The organism is Aliinostoc sp. HNIBRCY26 (assembly GCF_050235535.1).
Lineage (GTDB): Bacteria > Cyanobacteriota > Cyanobacteriia > Cyanobacteriales > Nostocaceae > Trichormus.
Genome location: NZ_CP189852.1, coordinates 3,055,881 through 3,072,252, shown reverse-complemented (window position 1 = coordinate 3,072,252; position 16,372 = coordinate 3,055,881). Strand labels below are relative to the sequence as shown.

The following is a 16,372-nucleotide window of genomic DNA, read 5'->3' as shown; positions in this document are numbered from 1 at the left end:
TAAATTGCCTTTTATACCTAAATAGGACAAGCAGTATGAGAATTGCCTAACAATACTTGGTGACATCTTCACCGCACTCATCTGCTAGATAGCACATGGCACGGAAGCGCAAACTCACCACCTCTTCATAAAGAGGGTTAAGTTTGCATAGTGGGGGAATGTGAAATAGTGTCTTGCCAAATAAATTGATGTCGCGTTCAAAAGGACATTGGGCGGGGATCAATTGACACAGGCGATGAGCAAATTGGCGATCGCGTACTTCAATGCTGTCTAACCATCGGCGGAGCGGTTGGAGAAGATCCCATCTGCGAAAAGAAGTTGAATCTGGCAACTGTTGGGGATCATTTTTAATTACTTCTGTTTGGTTGATTGCAACCCAACTTGCCAAGAAAATCTTTTTTGTGGTATTATCAAATACCTTCATGGTTGTGCCTCTGTGTAAGTGAGGGTGTTCACCCTTCCGGTGAATATATACAGCGTGAAACCTACCGAATCGGGAAAAACTTTGTTCTAATCGAGATATAATGGCATTCGTGACTAGCCACCGAGTTCAGCAAACTATTTATTACTACGTCAAGTTAATCGCAATTCTCCCGTAAATGGTAGTGTAACTATTCAATCTTCTCGGTAACTTGACACAGTTTAAATTCTAATGAAGACATCCCTCATTGGACAGGTTTTAGGTTAATTGTCATAAAAGTTAATATAGTAATTTTCGTCAATAAAGAATATCAGAGATAGCGGTATATTGTCCTATCTAGAGTCACTAATCAACATCAGATAGTCATTCAGCCAGTGAAAATCATCCAAATTGGAGTTTATGCAGTATTGGGTGTAACCTATCTAGGGTTAGCTTTGGGTTATCTTCCTGGCTTGCGGATGAACCGCGCCACCATTGCTTTAGTCGGTTCAGCGTTTTTGATTGCGTTGGGTGTCCTCAATGTCCAAGAGGCTTGGCAAGCCATCGATGCTAACACTATCGTGTTTTTGTTAAGCATGATGGTAGTTAACGCCAACTTATCCTATGCGGGGTTTTTCCAGCAAGCTTTATCAGTGCTATTAAAGTTAACTCGCAGTCCCTTGGGTTTATTAATCGCCTTAACTCACTTCTTGCACCTAACGTAGATACCCGTAGAAAGCCAATAGACAGCACAAAACTATAACAAGATTCAAATAAGGATAGATAAGTAAATTTAGTTATAAATAGAACGTAAATGCCGTAATATTGCGTAGAAAGTAAGATTTCCGCGTCGGCGGTTACTTTTTCGCCGAAGACATGGATATGTTTGCCTTTGATACTTAAAACATGAGAGAAAAGGCGTGAAATACTTGAATTAAACAAAGCACTGATTAATGCTTGCCCACGCCCAAAAACTAGTTTATAGCCTGAAAGAACTGATGCCAACGCAGTACCAGAAAGATAATTTAGAAGCTATGCTGGCATTATTTTTAGAGGCACAAGGACACCCATTACCCGAACACAGTCAAACAAAATCTCCAAGTGCAATCAGCCGATTTCTCAATATCAATCCTTGGTCAACTAGGGAGATGATTCGTGTTGTTCGTTCCACCGCATTACAAACAGTACTCAAGGTTTTAGCATCATCTGCTAAAGGAAGAAAACCCTTTTTACAAGTAATAATTGACCTAACGACTTTAGAGAAACGAGGTAAATTTCAAGAGTTTAGTGATTTAATCAGAGTCTACAATGGTAAACGCGGTTTGCATCTGGTCGTGGTTTATTTGGTAATTGGAAGATGCCGTATCCCTTGGAATTTTAGGGTTTGGAGAGGTAAGGGAACGCCTTCCCCTGCAAAGCTAGGACTGAAACTCGTGAAACGTTTACCGCAATCTTTAACTCAACATTTCCAGACAATTATTTTAGCTGATACGGCCTTTGGCAGTATAGAATTTCTTGAGGGTGTACGTCGTCTGAAATATCATGCTATTACTGGTGTATCTATTAGCCGTAAATTAGCAGATGGTAGACTTTTAAGACGCTTACATCAGCAAGGGCAACAGGTTTATCTGTTTGGGTTAAGCTTTCCTGTTACTGTTTCTTGGTATTACTTAAAACGCGATAATGGCAAACTAGAAAAACGTTTTATTTTATCTACTCGCCCGATTAAAGCTTCTACTCTTAAATGGTGGGGTAAGCGTCGATGGCAGATTGAGGGATGGTTCAAAACCGCCAAGCACCGTTTTGGTTTACATCGCTTTGGGCAAGGAACTCTGCTGGGTATGTATCGTTGGCTTATCCTTTCTCTCACTGCTTATCTCATAGCCCATTGGAGTTATCTGCATACTCAGTCAGCATCACCACCTGATTGGGGTCAAGCTGCACAACTAGCTCTTGAATCTATTTTCCCTCAATTAGTAGTGTATCTTCTTTTACTTAACATTGAACGCCTCACTCCTCTTGCACGTAGTTGTGGTTTTGACATTCATATTTCCAGGTGCAAGATGTGAGTTAACCTTTGGTAGCGGGTTGCTTTCGGCTTTTTTCCTGAATGATACCTTGGCGTTGGTATTTACGCCTTTAACTTTGAGTTTGGCGCAGGCTTTGAGTTTAAATCCCATTCCCTATTTACTAGCGATCGCTGGTGCAACTAACATTGGTTCTGTAGCGACTTTAAGCGGTAATCCCCAAAACATTCTGATTGGCTCATTTTCTGGTATCGGCTACATAGATTTTTTACAAGCACTAGCTCCAGTAGCGATTATTGGCTTATTCATACAGGTAGCATTACTGTGCCTACTTTATCCAGATGTGCGCTCACTCCAACCTTGCTCAATTGTTCTTCCTAATAATCAAAGAATATTCAAACCTCTATTTCGGAAAACGTTAATTATTACCACAGCACTACTAATTGCTTTTGCCCTTGGTTTTCCCTTAGCAGAATCAGCCTTAGTTGCTGCTAGCTTATTACTAATAACTAGAAGAATTAAACCCCAAAGAGTTTTAAAAAAAGTTGATTGGAATTTATTAGTAATGTTTTCTGGGCTATTTATTTTAACCAAAGCCACACAAAAATTAAACCTACTCCAAACTTTTACCTCTACAGTTAATTCAGCCGCAAGTTTATTAGGTTTCACAGTTGTTTTATCTAATTTAATTTCTAACGTTCCGGCTGTCCTACTATTACAACCATTAATTCCTCAAGGTGATACTAAATCTTGGTTACTGCTAGCGGCTGGTTCAACCTTAGCAGGTAATTTAACTTTATTCGGTGCAGTTGCTAATTTAATTACTGTGGAAGCGGCGGCAGAATTAGGATATAAACTCACCTTTTGGGAACATCTCCGCTTTGGTGTACCGCTAACTTTGTTAACTGTAACTATTACTTATTTCTTAATTCATTAAAAATTTCTGGTCGTCAAACTAAGCTATAAGTAACTGTTCGACTGTTAAATTTAGTTCTGGAAATAACGGAGAAATTATTTGTTGATTCCCAATAAAGACATTTTGCTTGTAACTACCTGCGTCTAACACACAGACAGTAACTTTATTTTCCAAGGGGTCAACAATCCAATATTCACCTACACAAATAGCTGCATACTCGGCAGTTTTTTGGATATAGTCCCGTTCCACAGACTCAGGACTGACTACTTCCACTAATAGTGGTGGCGGAGTTGTAAGAATAGCGGAAGTCCGCTCAATACTTTTAGCTTGCTCATCGGTAATCAAACAAACATCTGGCCGCCTGGGTTGTTTATTTGTTAGCACCTCTGTACCATTAGGACGAGGTTGTAAAGGCAATCCCATCTTTTGACTTTCTAGAAAGAAGCGAATCAAGAGTAGAGTAATAATCGCCTCATGCTTACCAGTTCCAGGAGGCATTTCTACTAGCACCCCATCCTCAAGTTCGTAGCGATGATCTGTACCATCATCAAAATTTAGATATTCTTCCAGAGTATTAACTTTGAATGGAGTCTTAGTCATAGCGATCGCCTCCCCTAAAATCATAACTTACGACAAAGCGCAAAGAGTCTAATCAACCCCTTGCGTCTTTGCCTCTACTTTAGGTGTGTGAGCTAATTCTTAAGAAGCTACCTGAGCCGCCGTGCGAGTCCGCCGCCTTCTACCATCACTCACCTTTACAGGTGCAGGTGCTTCATCTGGAGTCTGCATCAATAATGTTACTGAAGGCTGACATTGCAATTCTCGCTTAATAGAACGGTGCAATTCCCGTTCTAAAGTATCATGCAATCCACCCCAATCAACTTGGGGTTGTTCCCCTGTTCCTGTGGAAAACTCTGACCACCGGACGCTGAGAATCTCTTCAATGCGCTGTTGTACCCATTTCTGCACCAGCGATCGCTCTACACTAGTAACAACGCCCCGCAAATGAATTTCTGGCTTGGCCATGAGTTTACCCTGCCAATCAATCGCCGCCGCAATGGTGACAATCCCTTCTTCGGCCATGCGTTGGCGTTCTTGTAAGACTTTGGCACTAACCATCCCAGAACTCGTTGTATCCACCAGTTCAATTCCTGATGGCACTTTCCCACCGACTCGAATGGAGTCTTCCGTGAGTTCAATTACGTCGCCATTCTGGATAATAACCATATTTTCTGCTGGTACACCCATTCTCCGAGCTGTGTCGGCGTGTTTAACTAACATCCGGTGTTCGCCGTGGACGGGAACGAAGAATTTGGGACGAGTTAAGGCTAACATCAGCTTTTGGTCTTCTTGACAACCATGTCCAGAAACGTGTAGTCCTTGTTCTCGCCCGTAGAGAACTTTTGCCCCTTGAATCATCAACTTATCGATGGTGTTGACGACTGCAATTGTGTTCCCAGGGATGGGATTAGCGGAGAACACAACCGTATCTCCTTCCCGAATTTTAATGTGGGGGTGTTCTTGGTTAGCAATACGAGTCATGGCTGCCATTGTCTCACCTTGAGAACCTGTAGTGAGAATCAAGACATTTTCATCAGGTAGGCCGCGGACTGTGTGCAGGGGTTGAAATAGGTTGTCTTCACACTTGATATAGCCGAGATTACGGGCATGGGCAATTAAGTTCAACATGGAACGCCCCACCACTGTCACCACACGGTTATGCTTTTTCGCCAGTTGCAACACTATGTTGATGCGATGGACGCTAGAAGCAAAGGTGGTGACGAATAATCGTCCGGTAGCTTGACCAAAAACTCGGTCTAGGTTGGGTAAAACTGCCGCTTCAGATGGTGTAAATCCTGGCACTTCTGAGTTAGTAGAATCACTTAATAAGCAAAGTACACCTTTTTCGCCATGTTCCGCGAGGCGTTGGAGGTCAAACCTTTCCCCATCGATGGGGGTGTGGTCAATTTTAAAATCACCTGTGTGAATGACGACACCCAAGGGGGTGTGAATGGCGACGGTGAAACTATCGGCGATGGAGTGGGTGTTGCGGATGTACTCCACAAAGAAATGTTTGCCAATTCTGACGACATCACGGGGCTGGACTTTTCTTAATTCTGTGCGATCGCGGACTCCCGCTTCTTCTAATTTTCCTTCCAACATGGCCATTGCTAGTCTCGGCCCGTAAATCACGGGAATGTCAAATTGCTTCAAGTGGAAGGCAATCCCGCCAATGTGGTCTTCATGACCATGAGTGACAATCATTCCTTTAATCTTATGGCGATTTTCCCTGAGATAAGTTGTATCGGGCAATACAATGTTTACTCCGTGCATTGCCTCTGTGGGAAAAGCCAGTCCAGCATCTAAAAGGATGATTTCATCATCGTATTCAAAAACACAGGTATTCTTACCAATTTCATGTAAACCGCCCAAAGGAATGATTTTTAGGGCAGATGTAGCTTCGTTTTTAGCCATTTTCTCCTGATGTTGTTGTTTGTAGTTTTAGGTTTAATAAATTCAAACTTACGAGTCGTGTAGGAATGACGACTTTAGCCTGCTGATTCTCAGCCGCCAAATTTCTCTAATATCTGTAGTTTTTTGCTAATAAAAAGGGCTTTACATTGAATAGTTCACTGTATATTTTTTATCAATTTTCCTAGTCCGGTTTGTCATCAAGATTAGTTATAATCATGCCTACTTAATTGAAAATTAATAGCAATTAACAACGGCTGCAATAACGGTAATTATGATTAAATTAAGTCGAGCTTTTTCATGACTGCTGCTAACTTGTCTGTTACATCCTGGTCAGCTTCACATAATGGCAGACGAGTCGAACCTACCTCCCAACCTTGAAGTTTGAGTGCTTGTTTAATAGGAATAGGATTTGTAGAGAGAAATAATGCTTTAAACAGTGGGAAGAATCTCAGATGAATTTCACTGGACAGGGTTACTTGTCCGGCATTAAAAGCTTGAATCATCTGCTGTAGTTGGTTGCCTACAAGATGAGAAGCTACACTCACTACTCCCTTGGCCCCGACCGCTAACAAGGGCAAGGTTAACGAATCATCTCCAGCGTAAATCTGAAACTCTGGTGGTGTCAACCTGCGAATTTCACTGGTTTGATCGAGGTTGCCACTAGCTTCTTTAATCCCGACTATATTATCAACTGCGGCTAATTGTACAACTGTCTCTGGGGAGAGATTTTGACCTGTCCTTCCGGGGATATTGTACAACAGTATTGGTAAATCGGGGCAGGAGTTTGCTATGGCTTGGAAGTGCTGATACAGTCCTGCCTGTGGAGGTTTGTTGTAGTAGGGTACAACCTGTAAAGTACCATGTACACCTATTTTAGCTGCTTTTTGTGTCGCTGCGATCGCTTCTTTGGTGGAATTAGAACCACAGCCTGCGATGACTTTGGCTTTGCCTGCTACGGCTTGCAAAACTTCGACAAACAATTGGTATTCTTCGTCCCAACTGAGAGTAGGAGATTCTCCAGTCGTTCCACACACTACCAATGTATCTGTACCGTTATCAGCTAAATGTGCCGCCAGTTTAGCTGCGACATCATAGTTGACACTACCGTCTGCTTTAAACGGTGTAATCATAGCGGTTAAAACTCTGCCAAAATCTCCCACCCTTGTTACTCCTAACTACCTTTTTTGTGTTTATCTCTTGGTGGTTTTTATTTTAATTAAGTTTGTGAGTGCTGAGTTGTGAGTGCTGAGGGGGATTTTATCTCCCCTGCTCCCTGCTCCCTGCTCCCCTGCTTCTTTGCCTCTCTGTTCACTACGAAGAAGCGTAGACTTTTGCCGGTTGGAGTAAATTTTTCTCTACTAACAACTCAGCGATTTGGACTGCATTTAAAGCTGCGCCTTTACGTATTTGGTCGCCGCACAGCCATAGTTCTAAACCACAGGGATGAGAAATGTCTTGACGAATTCTACCTACTAAAACCTCATCTCGACCACTGGCTTCGATGGGCATGGGGAAGTAGTTTTTGCCCCAGTCTTCTACTAATTTCACTCCTGGTGCTTGTGAGAGAATTTCTTTGGCAGCTGCGGGGGAAAATGGTTCAGCAAACTCCAAGTTAATGGCTTCGGAGTGCGCCCGCAAGACTGGTACTCGCACACAAGTGGCGGTAATTCTAATATCTTGTGTGCCGAAGATTTTGCGGGTTTCGTTAACCATTTTCATTTCTTCCTCACAATACCCTGAATCGGTCATGGGGGAATTATGGGGAAATAAGTTAAATGCTAACGGATAGGGTAGAACTTCGGCTACTGGTGATTCACCTTGAAGGATAGCACTACTTTGGATTTTGACTTCCTCCATTGCCTTCGCACCTGCACCACTGGCTGATTGATAGGTAGCGGCGACGATGCGTTGCACTGGTTTGACTTGATGCAAAGGCCAGACTGCCAAGGTCATCAAAATTGTGGTGCAGTTGGGGTTGGCAATAATCCCTTGGTGGGTAGCAGCCGCCTGGGGATTCACTTCTGGAACAACCAGAGGGACTTCTGGGTGCATGCGGAAGGCACTGGAATTATCGATAACTACCGCGCCTTTTTCCACTGCGACCTTTGCCCAAGTTTTTGAGGTCGAACCACCAGCACTAGCCAATACTATATCCACATTTTCTAAAGCGCGATCGCTCACTGCCTCTACTGGGATATTTTCTCCCTGAAATGACAGCGATCGCCCCACACTTTTGGCAGAGGCTAACAATTTTAACTCTGCTACTGGAAAATTCCGACTTTCTAATAACTCCAGCAACTCTGTGCCGACAGCACCAGTTGCACCCAAGATAGCTACACGATACGACTTTGACAAACTGATTTCCTCCTTCTAAGAGGTCATGGATGACTGAGATGTTTTACAAAAATTGACAGTATTTCTAAAAAATTAGCAATAATCGCGCCTAAAATTAATTTTTTTAATTTCAACCAAATATTTTTTACGTATAAGAATATCTTTAACTAGTTACATAGTATAAGTTGATGACAAAGTTTAGCGCATTTTTTGTTGATATTTATCATTAAAATTCCAGCAATGTGGGTTCATTATACAATAAATTTGCTCTACGAAAGAAAATCAACAGTCATTTCAGTTAACAGTCCCGCTAACACCCGCAAGTGGCGTGATTTAATTTCTCCCCCTGCTCCCTTGCCCCCCTGCCTCCATATTCCTACCTGTTGCCTCTATTGATTTGAGTAAAGTTATAGAGGTAAAATGTCAAGTCTTTTGCCATTAGCAGTAAACTGGATATCTACGAGCAGGGGCAGGAAATGCACCTTGTAGAAACCTCCCAAATTTAACCAAGAAACATCAAATCCAAAAGCGGTAAATCCCGTCTTGTGTGTACTTGGAGTCACAAACACCAGAAAAACTTAGAGACAAAGCATGAAAGTTACCCAGGAAAAACTTCCCGCCAGTCAAATTGGGCTGGAGATAGAAATTACACCAGAAAGCACTCAGCAAACCTACGAACAAGTTATTAAAAACTTAGCTAAAACCGTTAATATTCCTGGGTTTCGTAAAGGCAAGGCACCCAGGCACATATTGTTACAGCAATTGGGCAGCATTCGGATTAAAGCAGCAGCTCTAGAAGAACTCATTCAAGATGGGATTGAGAAAGCTGTTAAGCAAGAATCGATTGCGGCTATTGGTCAACCAAGGTTACGCTCTTCTTTTGATGATTTAATCAACAACTACGAACCAGGAAAACCCCTGACATTCATGGCTACAGTGGACGTAGAACCAGAAGTGAATTTAACGCAATACACTGGTTTGAGTGTCCAAGCCGAAGAAATCAAGCATGATGCTAATCGAGTAGACGAAGTTCTAGAACAAGAACGTCAACAGATGGCTACATTAATTCCCGTAGAAGGAAGAGCAGCCCAAATTGGGGATGTGGCTGTAGTGGACTTTAAAGGCGTAATTGCTAAAGCCGAAGACGCAGACCCCGCAGCAGAACCAGAACCCATTCCTGGTGGTGACGCGACCGATTTTCAAGTAGAGTTACAAGAAGATAAATTTATTCCTGGCTTCGTTTCAGGCATGATCGGGATGAATCCTGGAGAAACCAGAGAAGTATCGGCACAATTCCCTGATCCTTACGTGAATCAAGAATTAGCCGGTAAACCCGCATTATTCACCATTACACTCAAAGAACTCAAAGAAAAAGAATTACCAGCCTTAGATGATGACTTCGCCCAAGAAGTCAGCGACTTTGAGACTATAGAAGCATTGCGTGCATCCCTAGAGGAGCGATATCAAAAAGAAGCTGAGGATAAAACCAAAGCCAACAAACAAGAAGCCCTATTAAACGAAATAGTCAAGCATCTAGAGGCAGATTTACCAGCCACGATGATTGACAAAGAAATAGACACCATGCTGACACAAACAGCAATCAAACTGTCACAGCAAGGGCTAGATGTCAGAAAGTTATTTACCGAAGATATTATCCCCCAATTACGGGAAAGGTCGCGTCCTGAAGCCATTGAACGTCTGAAGCGGTCTTTGGTTCTACAAGAAGTTGCTCAACGCGAATCAATCGAGGTTACACCAGAAGAAGTGCAAGCCAGAGTTACAGAACTCCTGGCGCAGTATCCAGACGAGGACGTTGATGAAGACAGATTGCAAGCCGTCGTCGAAAACGAAATGTTAAGCGAAAAAATTATCGATTGGCTACTAGAGCATTCTACCGTTGAACTCGTACCAGAAGGTTCACTAGCCAGCAAAGAAGAAGAAACAGCAACAACTGCACCTGAGACTGAGGCAGAAACCGCCGAATCTACCACAGAATCGGAAGAGTAAATATATTAGGGGTGTAAGGGTATGGGGGTGTAGGGGTATCAGGGAAAAGACAGCACAGCAAAAGAGTGCTGAGTGGTGTTAGCGGAAGCGGGGCGTTTAGCCCGTGGTGAGTGCTGAGTGGTGTTGTAGAGGTATCACGAAAAAGACAGCACAGCAAACCCTGGGTTATAACAGCTAAATAGGGCATTGAGTCAATAATCCTATGCCCCAGTCCCCAATCCCCAATCCCCAGTAAATAAGATTTGTGATCTTACTTGCCTGATACCCTGCTACACGAGAAGAATATAGATGAGGCATAATACACATAGGTAAAACCAAAATTTACTCTATTCCATATCCAGCAGCGATCGCTGCCAAAATATCTGTAATCAACCTATCTTTAAAAGTTCTCCTATGCTTGTATCGCAGTCGGCAAACTATCCCATCAGCAGTTTAGGTCAAATCGGCGGAATTTCTTCCCATATCCACGGCACAAGTAACATTTTGCCTACGGTTGTAGAACAATCAGGGATGGGAGAAAGAGCCTTTGACATTTACTCCCGCCTACTGCGAGAGCGAATTATCTTTCTGGGAACCCCTATAGATGATGCGGTAGCTAATACAGTCGTTGCCCAGTTATTGTTTCTAGACGCTGAAGACGCAGAAAAAGACATCCAACTGTACATTAACTCCCCTGGTGGCTCCGTCTACGCAGGAATGGCAATCTATGATACAATTCAGCAGATTCGGCCAGATGTTGTTACTATATGTTTTGGATTAGCCGCCAGCATGGGGGCATTTCTGCTAGCAGCCGGAACGGCTGGTAAACGTATGTCTTTGCCAGATTCCCGCATCATGATCCACCAACCCCTGGGCGGCGCACAAGGTCAAGCAATTGACATCGAAATCCAAGCCAGGGAAATTCTTTACATTAAGGGTATGTTGAATCAGTTATTAACTAAACATACTGGTCAACCCCTAGAGAAAATCGAAACAGATACCGATCGCGACTTCTTCATGTCCGCAGAAGAGGCTAAGAGTTACGGTTTGATTGATCAAGTCATCTCCAGACAAAATCTTCCCACCGCAGGGGAAAATGTCACCGTTGTCAAATAAGAGGCTGGTATGTCTAAGTACGACTCCCATTTAAAATGTTCGTTTTGTGGCAAGTCTCAAGAGCAGGTGCGTAAGTTAATCGCAGGGCCGGGAGTCTACATCTGCGATGAATGCGTTGACTTGTGTAATGAAATACTAGATGAGGAGTTACTAGATACTAACGGAGCGGCGGCACAACCAGCACCTAAATCAGAACCAGCTCAAAAACGCCGCGCCCGTTCTTCCAGTCTCTCCTTAAGCCAAATACCCAAACCCAGAGAGATTAAAAAGTACCTAGACGAACACGTCATCGGGCAAGATGAAGCGAAAAAGGTTTTATCCGTCGCTGTTTACAACCACTACAAGCGGTTGGCAATCCTGCAATCAAAAGGCAGTGGTAAAAACGGTGCTGATGATGCCGTAGAATTGCAAAAATCTAACATTCTCTTAATCGGCCCCACTGGTTGCGGTAAAACGCTGTTAGCCCAAACTTTGGCGAAGATTCTCGATGTCCCCTTTGCTGTTGCTGATGCTACCACACTCACAGAAGCAGGATATGTAGGGGAAGATGTGGAAAATATTCTCCTGCGACTGTTGCAAGTAGCTGATTTAGACGTAGAAGAAGCACAGCGAGGCATTATCTACATCGATGAAATCGACAAAATCGCCCGTAAGAGTGAAAACCCCTCAATTACCCGCGACGTTTCCGGCGAAGGTGTACAGCAGGCATTACTGAAGATGCTAGAAGGCACGATTGCCAATGTACCACCCCAAGGCGGACGCAAGCACCCTTATCAAGATTGCATCCAGATTGATACCAGCAACATTCTCTTCATTTGTGGTGGAGCTTTTGTTGGTTTAGAAAAGGTTGTAGAGCAGAGAGCAGGTAAAAAGTCAATCGGCTTTGTCCAACCTGGAGAGGGACAATCCAAAGAAAAACGGGCAGCAGATGTATTAAGACATCTAGAACCGGATGATTTAGTGAAATTTGGGATGATTCCTGAATTTATCGGGCGTGTACCAATGGTAGCAGTTGTAGATCCCCTAGACGAAGAAGCTTTAATGGCGATTCTCACCCAGCCACGCAGTGCTTTAGTTAAGCAGTACCAAAAACTGCTGAAGATGGATAACGTCCAGCTAGATTTTAAACCGGAAGCCTTAAAAGCGATCGCCCAAGAAGCCTATCGGCGGAAAACTGGCGCGAGAGCCTTACGGGGGATTGTCGAAGAACTCATGCTAGATGTGATGTACGAATTACCATCCCGAAAAGATGTGACGCGCTGCACAGTAACTAGGGAAATGGTAGAGAAACGCTCTACAGCCGAACTCATAGTACACCCATCTTCCCTACCCAAACCAGAATCAGCGTAGTAGTTATTAGTCAATAGTCAATAGTCATTAGTTAAAAGACTATTGACTATTGACTATTGACTGTTGACTATGGACTGTTGACTATTTGACTATTGAAAAATGCCTTACATTAGTGTTCGTGGTATTGAGCATTATTACGAGTGGGTGAAACAGCCATCTGGTGACAGGAAAAAACCTGTGATGGTGTTCATTCATGGTTGGGCTGGTTCTGCTAGGTACTGGAGAAGTACAGCCAATGCTTTACTAGACGAATTTGATTGTCTACTCTATGATTTGCGGGGGTTTGGTCGTTCTGGTGGTAAACCAACAGTGGTTGAAGCTAGTGAGTCTGTTGTGGAGTCAGAAACTAGTCAGGAAAAAACCCAAGCAATTCACGAGTTAACTTATGAGTTAACCGAATATGCCAAAGATTTGGCAGTTTTATTAGATAAATTGCACCTCCAGCGAGTTTATATTAATGCTCACTCAATGGGTGCTTCCGTAGCAACTTTGTTTTTTAATAGCTATCCCCAACGAGTCGAAAAGGGAATTTTGACTTGTAGTGGCATTTTTGAGTATGACGAAAAAGCCTTTACAGCTTTTCATAAATTTGGTGGCTATGTAGTGAAGTTTCGTCCCAAGTGGTTAGGAAAAATACCATTTGTTGACCAGATGTTTATGGCGAGATTTTTACATCGTCCCATACCAGCATTTGAGCGTCAGGCTTTTTTACAAGATTTTCTCGATGCTGATTATGATGCTGCTTTAGGTACTATTTTTACTTCCGTGAGTAAGGCGCAGGCGGAATTAATGCCCCAGGAGTTTGCTAAATTGCAAGTGCCTACTTTGATGATTTCTGGGGAGTATGACCAGATTATTCCAGCAGAAATGGGGCGACAGGCGGCGGCGTTAAGCGACAAGGTGGAGTTTGTGGTAATTCCTAATACAGCGCATTTCCCGATGTTGGAGGATGCGGAAACTTACTTGCGGCGAGTGCGGGAGTTTTTGCAAGTTCCCGTGGTGGAGTTGCAAGCGGGTTAGGTTTTCCACGCACAGGGACGCGGCGTTTTCTTTTAATCTTCTTCATCTCCTCTATCTGTGGGTGAGATTAATGCCGTAGACAAAATTTTGGCGATCGCTGTAGACTATGGTTTTTCTGATAATTTCCTGCATTCTGTAAAAATTCATCAGCCATGCTAAAGAATGCCCATAAAATGTGAATCTATATTGACTAATTACTTGAGGAAAATCTAGCAGATTATTAAACAGAACAAAGTTTAAATCTTGCATCATTTTAATGACAATTTGATTAGCACTGATGGTAAATACATTCTTGTTGCGTCTTGCAGCATCTTGATATGATTCATAAAATAGGAGTTTACCAATACCTTGCCCTCTAAATTCTTCTAAAACAAATAAAGCAGCTATTTTATTCCAGTATTCATGAAAGTCATAGTTTAAGCAAACTCCTAATATTTTACCTGCCTCATCTTCAGCCACCATTATATGTTCTGCTTCCATCCACTCTCTGAAAGAATAACCCATAATATTAGGCGTGAGTTTGATTGCTTTCAGGAGGAATTTGGTTTCTGATGTTGTAACTTTTCTTTTAATAATTTTGACCATGATTTAAGTAAAGACTATATTAAAAACCTAAATATTGTATAGCTAAGATGTAAAACACTGATTATACAGATGACCCGAAATAAGATATTAGATGTTAAAGGTTTCTTTAATAAATTAAATGTATCATATTGCGTTTCCACTTCTGCAAAATCGAAATTCAGTTTAAATAAAACCCCCAGAGTTTCTACTAAATTTTTCTGGTACGCTAATAAACCCCATAAAATCAACACAATTGCCGGAGTCATAAAACCGAAAATGCAAAATAATTGTGTCCAAAGGTAGGCACTATTTGATAATGTGCTTCTACTAAAAGTTGCATCAAAGTAAATGAGAATCACAATCCCTAAAAGTAAACTAATCGGGCGTTGTAGTTTTTCATGGAAGTCCCAATATATTTGTTTTAATTGCTGAATAATTTCATTTTTATCAGCAACATTAGCTGGAGTAGATGCTTGCTTAAGTTTATTAGTAATATTATTTAGGTAAGCTTGATATTTTTTTATTTTGATACTGAGTTTATTACAATCTTGAATCACAACGTGTATACTTAAGCCAGATAAGGGAATGCCTATAATAATAAAATTGATAAAAGAGTAAGGAAAATACCACAGATAAGGTAGTAGATATTGCTGAAAATATTCTTGAGCAGAAACTTGATTATTTCCTAGTAGTTGGTGTGGCCCATACCATAAATGATGGAAGAGCAACATAAATAAAAATATCAATCCTACAACAAAGGTGGTTCTGCGTCTTAAATAAAATCTCTTATCTAGGATAAACTGAAGAGTTTCTTCACTGAATTCAGAACAAATAACGTAAACTTCTAGGGTTAATAAAAAGCAAACGCGTATACATTCAAGTATCGCCCCGACATTACTAGTATTATATGCCTGATTCCAAGGCTTATTTTCCACAACTATATAAGAGAACCCTAATGAAATTAGGCTAATAACAGCTAAAATAATTGCTACAGGTACGAGCAAACTATAATTTAAGATTTTCGCACCTCTAGATTCAGAATTGGTGTCTAACGGTTGCGGAAGTGCTGATAAATTTTTTTCTACCCAATCGTGATTGAAGACATTTTGATATACTTGATTACAAACTTTGAGCTTTCCTTGACGTTTGACGACTAAGCCAGATATACGTAATGCTATTTGTTCAGCATCATCATTTGCATCAATTTGCCCATATTCTAAAATTTGATGATAAATCTTTAACCTTTTATATGCTAGTGTTTGATCAACAAGTAGACGGTTTCTAATTGTTCTTAAATGTTCTGGCTCATCATAAAATTCCCAATTTTTGATAATATAATTTTGAATCAATATCTCTAGATTCGGAGTGCGGCTGGCTTCTTTTTCCAGAATTAGCTTACATAGTTTCTGCGTGAGGAATGGTTGTCCGCTAGTCCACAGTAATATTTCGGATAAAACTGCTTCTGGTGCCTCTACTTTTGGTGCTAATCCTTTAGTTAAGGATGTCTTGGCTTCTTCTAAGCTAAAACCACCTAACTCAATGGTTTTACCAATATTAAAAGGGATGCCTTGTTTATCTTTGAAATCCGATGGAGTGACTACACCTAAAAGACAAAATGTTAATCCTTTATATTTTGGTTTATCTGCCCGTTGATTATAGCAAGCACGAATAAATTCTAAAAATTCATCTTTAACTTTTCTGTTAATTAAATTATCAATTTCATCGATAAAAATTACGATATTCTGAGATAATTCTGTAAGTAATACTTTATCAATAAACTGACTCAATCGTTGCAGTGGTGGTAAAACTTGATGTTGTTGCCACCATTGATAAAATTTAGATACATCACCTAGAAAACCAGACCATAATTCGAAAGTAATACCTGCATAAAAGCTTTCGGTAGTATCATCAGCACTACCAATAGTCGTCATATCAATGGATGTACACCTAACACCTTCTTCTTCTAGCTTTGTTTTAATTTGGACTCGTAGACTAGATTTTCCCATTTGGCGAGAATTAAATACACAACAGAAATCGCCATTTTTGAGACTTGTATATAATTCTTCGTCTGCTTTGCGTTTGACGTAGCTGGGATGATCTGCTGATAAACTACCACCAACTTTGTAATAGTTGAAAATTGATTTTAAGGATGTGTCATAATTCATATTTCATCCCAATTCACTC

12 protein-coding genes and 2 pseudogenes are annotated in these 16,372 nt (G+C 41.5%); 7 read left to right on the top strand and 7 right to left on the bottom strand.

The annotated features are described in order from the left end of the window. Positions 1-46 precede the first annotated feature (46 nt). A complete protein-coding gene (locus ACQFX9_RS13095; RefSeq protein WP_236144700.1) occupies positions 47-424 on the bottom strand; it encodes a Mo-dependent nitrogenase C-terminal domain-containing protein in 378 nt (125 codons plus the stop codon). A 371-nt stretch (positions 425-795) separates the two neighbouring features. Between ACQFX9_RS13095 and ACQFX9_RS13090 the strand changes: the two are divergent. From ACQFX9_RS13090 to ACQFX9_RS13080, 3 genes and pseudogenes are all read left to right on the top strand, one after another. Next, a pseudogene (locus ACQFX9_RS13090) lies at positions 796-1,104 on the top strand (SLC13 family permease); the annotation flags it as partial. 249 nt (positions 1,105-1,353) lie between these two features. After that, positions 1,354-2,412, top strand: a pseudogene (locus ACQFX9_RS13085) (transposase); the annotation flags it as partial. A gap of 19 nt (positions 2,413-2,431) precedes the next feature. Further along, positions 2,432-3,364, top strand: a complete 933-nt coding sequence (locus ACQFX9_RS13080) for an anion transporter (RefSeq protein WP_427162402.1) — start codon at positions 2,432-2,434, stop codon at positions 3,362-3,364. Between the two features lie 18 nt (positions 3,365-3,382). Here the strand turns inward: ACQFX9_RS13080 and ACQFX9_RS13075 are convergent, their stop codons facing one another. The 4 genes from ACQFX9_RS13075 to ACQFX9_RS13060 form a co-directional block, all read right to left on the bottom strand. Next, entirely contained in the window at positions 3,383-3,943 is a 561-nt protein-coding gene (locus ACQFX9_RS13075) for a Uma2 family endonuclease (protein WP_427162401.1), read from the bottom strand. A gap of 99 nt (positions 3,944-4,042) precedes the next feature. Next, positions 4,043-5,818 (bottom strand): ribonuclease J, encoded by a 1,776-nt coding sequence (locus ACQFX9_RS13070; protein ID WP_427162400.1) that lies wholly within the window; start codon positions 5,816-5,818, stop codon positions 4,043-4,045. Between the two features lie 275 nt (positions 5,819-6,093). Next, positions 6,094-6,978, bottom strand: a complete 885-nt coding sequence (dapA, locus tag ACQFX9_RS13065) for a 4-hydroxy-tetrahydrodipicolinate synthase (RefSeq protein ID WP_236144704.1) — start codon at positions 6,976-6,978, stop codon at positions 6,094-6,096. A 151-nt stretch (positions 6,979-7,129) separates the two neighbouring features. After that, a complete protein-coding gene (locus tag ACQFX9_RS13060) occupies positions 7,130-8,173 on the bottom strand; it encodes an aspartate-semialdehyde dehydrogenase (RefSeq protein ID WP_427162399.1) in 1,044 nt (347 codons plus the stop codon). A gap of 570 nt (positions 8,174-8,743) precedes the next feature. Between ACQFX9_RS13060 and tig the strand changes: the two genes are divergently transcribed. The 4 genes from tig (at position 8,744) to ACQFX9_RS13040 (ending at position 13,624) form a co-directional block, all read left to right on the top strand. Next, entirely contained in the window at positions 8,744-10,159 is a 1,416-nt protein-coding gene (gene tig, locus ACQFX9_RS13055; protein WP_427162398.1) for a trigger factor, read from the top strand. A gap of 393 nt (positions 10,160-10,552) precedes the next feature. Then, positions 10,553-11,254, top strand: a complete 702-nt coding sequence (gene clpP / locus ACQFX9_RS13050; protein WP_103140272.1) for an ATP-dependent Clp endopeptidase proteolytic subunit ClpP — start codon at positions 10,553-10,555, stop codon at positions 11,252-11,254. A gap of 9 nt (positions 11,255-11,263) precedes the next feature. Beyond that, a complete protein-coding gene (gene clpX, locus ACQFX9_RS13045; RefSeq protein WP_427162397.1) occupies positions 11,264-12,604 on the top strand; it encodes an ATP-dependent protease ATP-binding subunit ClpX in 1,341 nt (446 codons plus the stop codon). A gap of 99 nt (positions 12,605-12,703) precedes the next feature. Continuing rightward, on the top strand, positions 12,704-13,624 hold the full coding sequence (locus tag ACQFX9_RS13040; protein ID WP_427162396.1) for an alpha/beta fold hydrolase: 921 nt from the start codon (positions 12,704-12,706) through the stop codon (positions 13,622-13,624). Between the two features lie 51 nt (positions 13,625-13,675). Here ACQFX9_RS13040 and ACQFX9_RS13035 read toward each other — a convergent pair whose 3' ends face one another. Both ACQFX9_RS13035 and ACQFX9_RS13030 read right to left on the bottom strand, forming a co-directional pair. Continuing rightward, entirely contained in the window at positions 13,676-14,209 is a 534-nt protein-coding gene (locus ACQFX9_RS13035; protein ID WP_427162395.1) for a GNAT family N-acetyltransferase, read from the bottom strand. A gap of 14 nt (positions 14,210-14,223) precedes the next feature. After that, positions 14,224-16,353, bottom strand: a complete 2,130-nt coding sequence (locus ACQFX9_RS13030; RefSeq protein WP_427162394.1) for an AAA-like domain-containing protein — start codon at positions 16,351-16,353, stop codon at positions 14,224-14,226. Positions 16,354-16,372 lie beyond the last annotated feature (19 nt).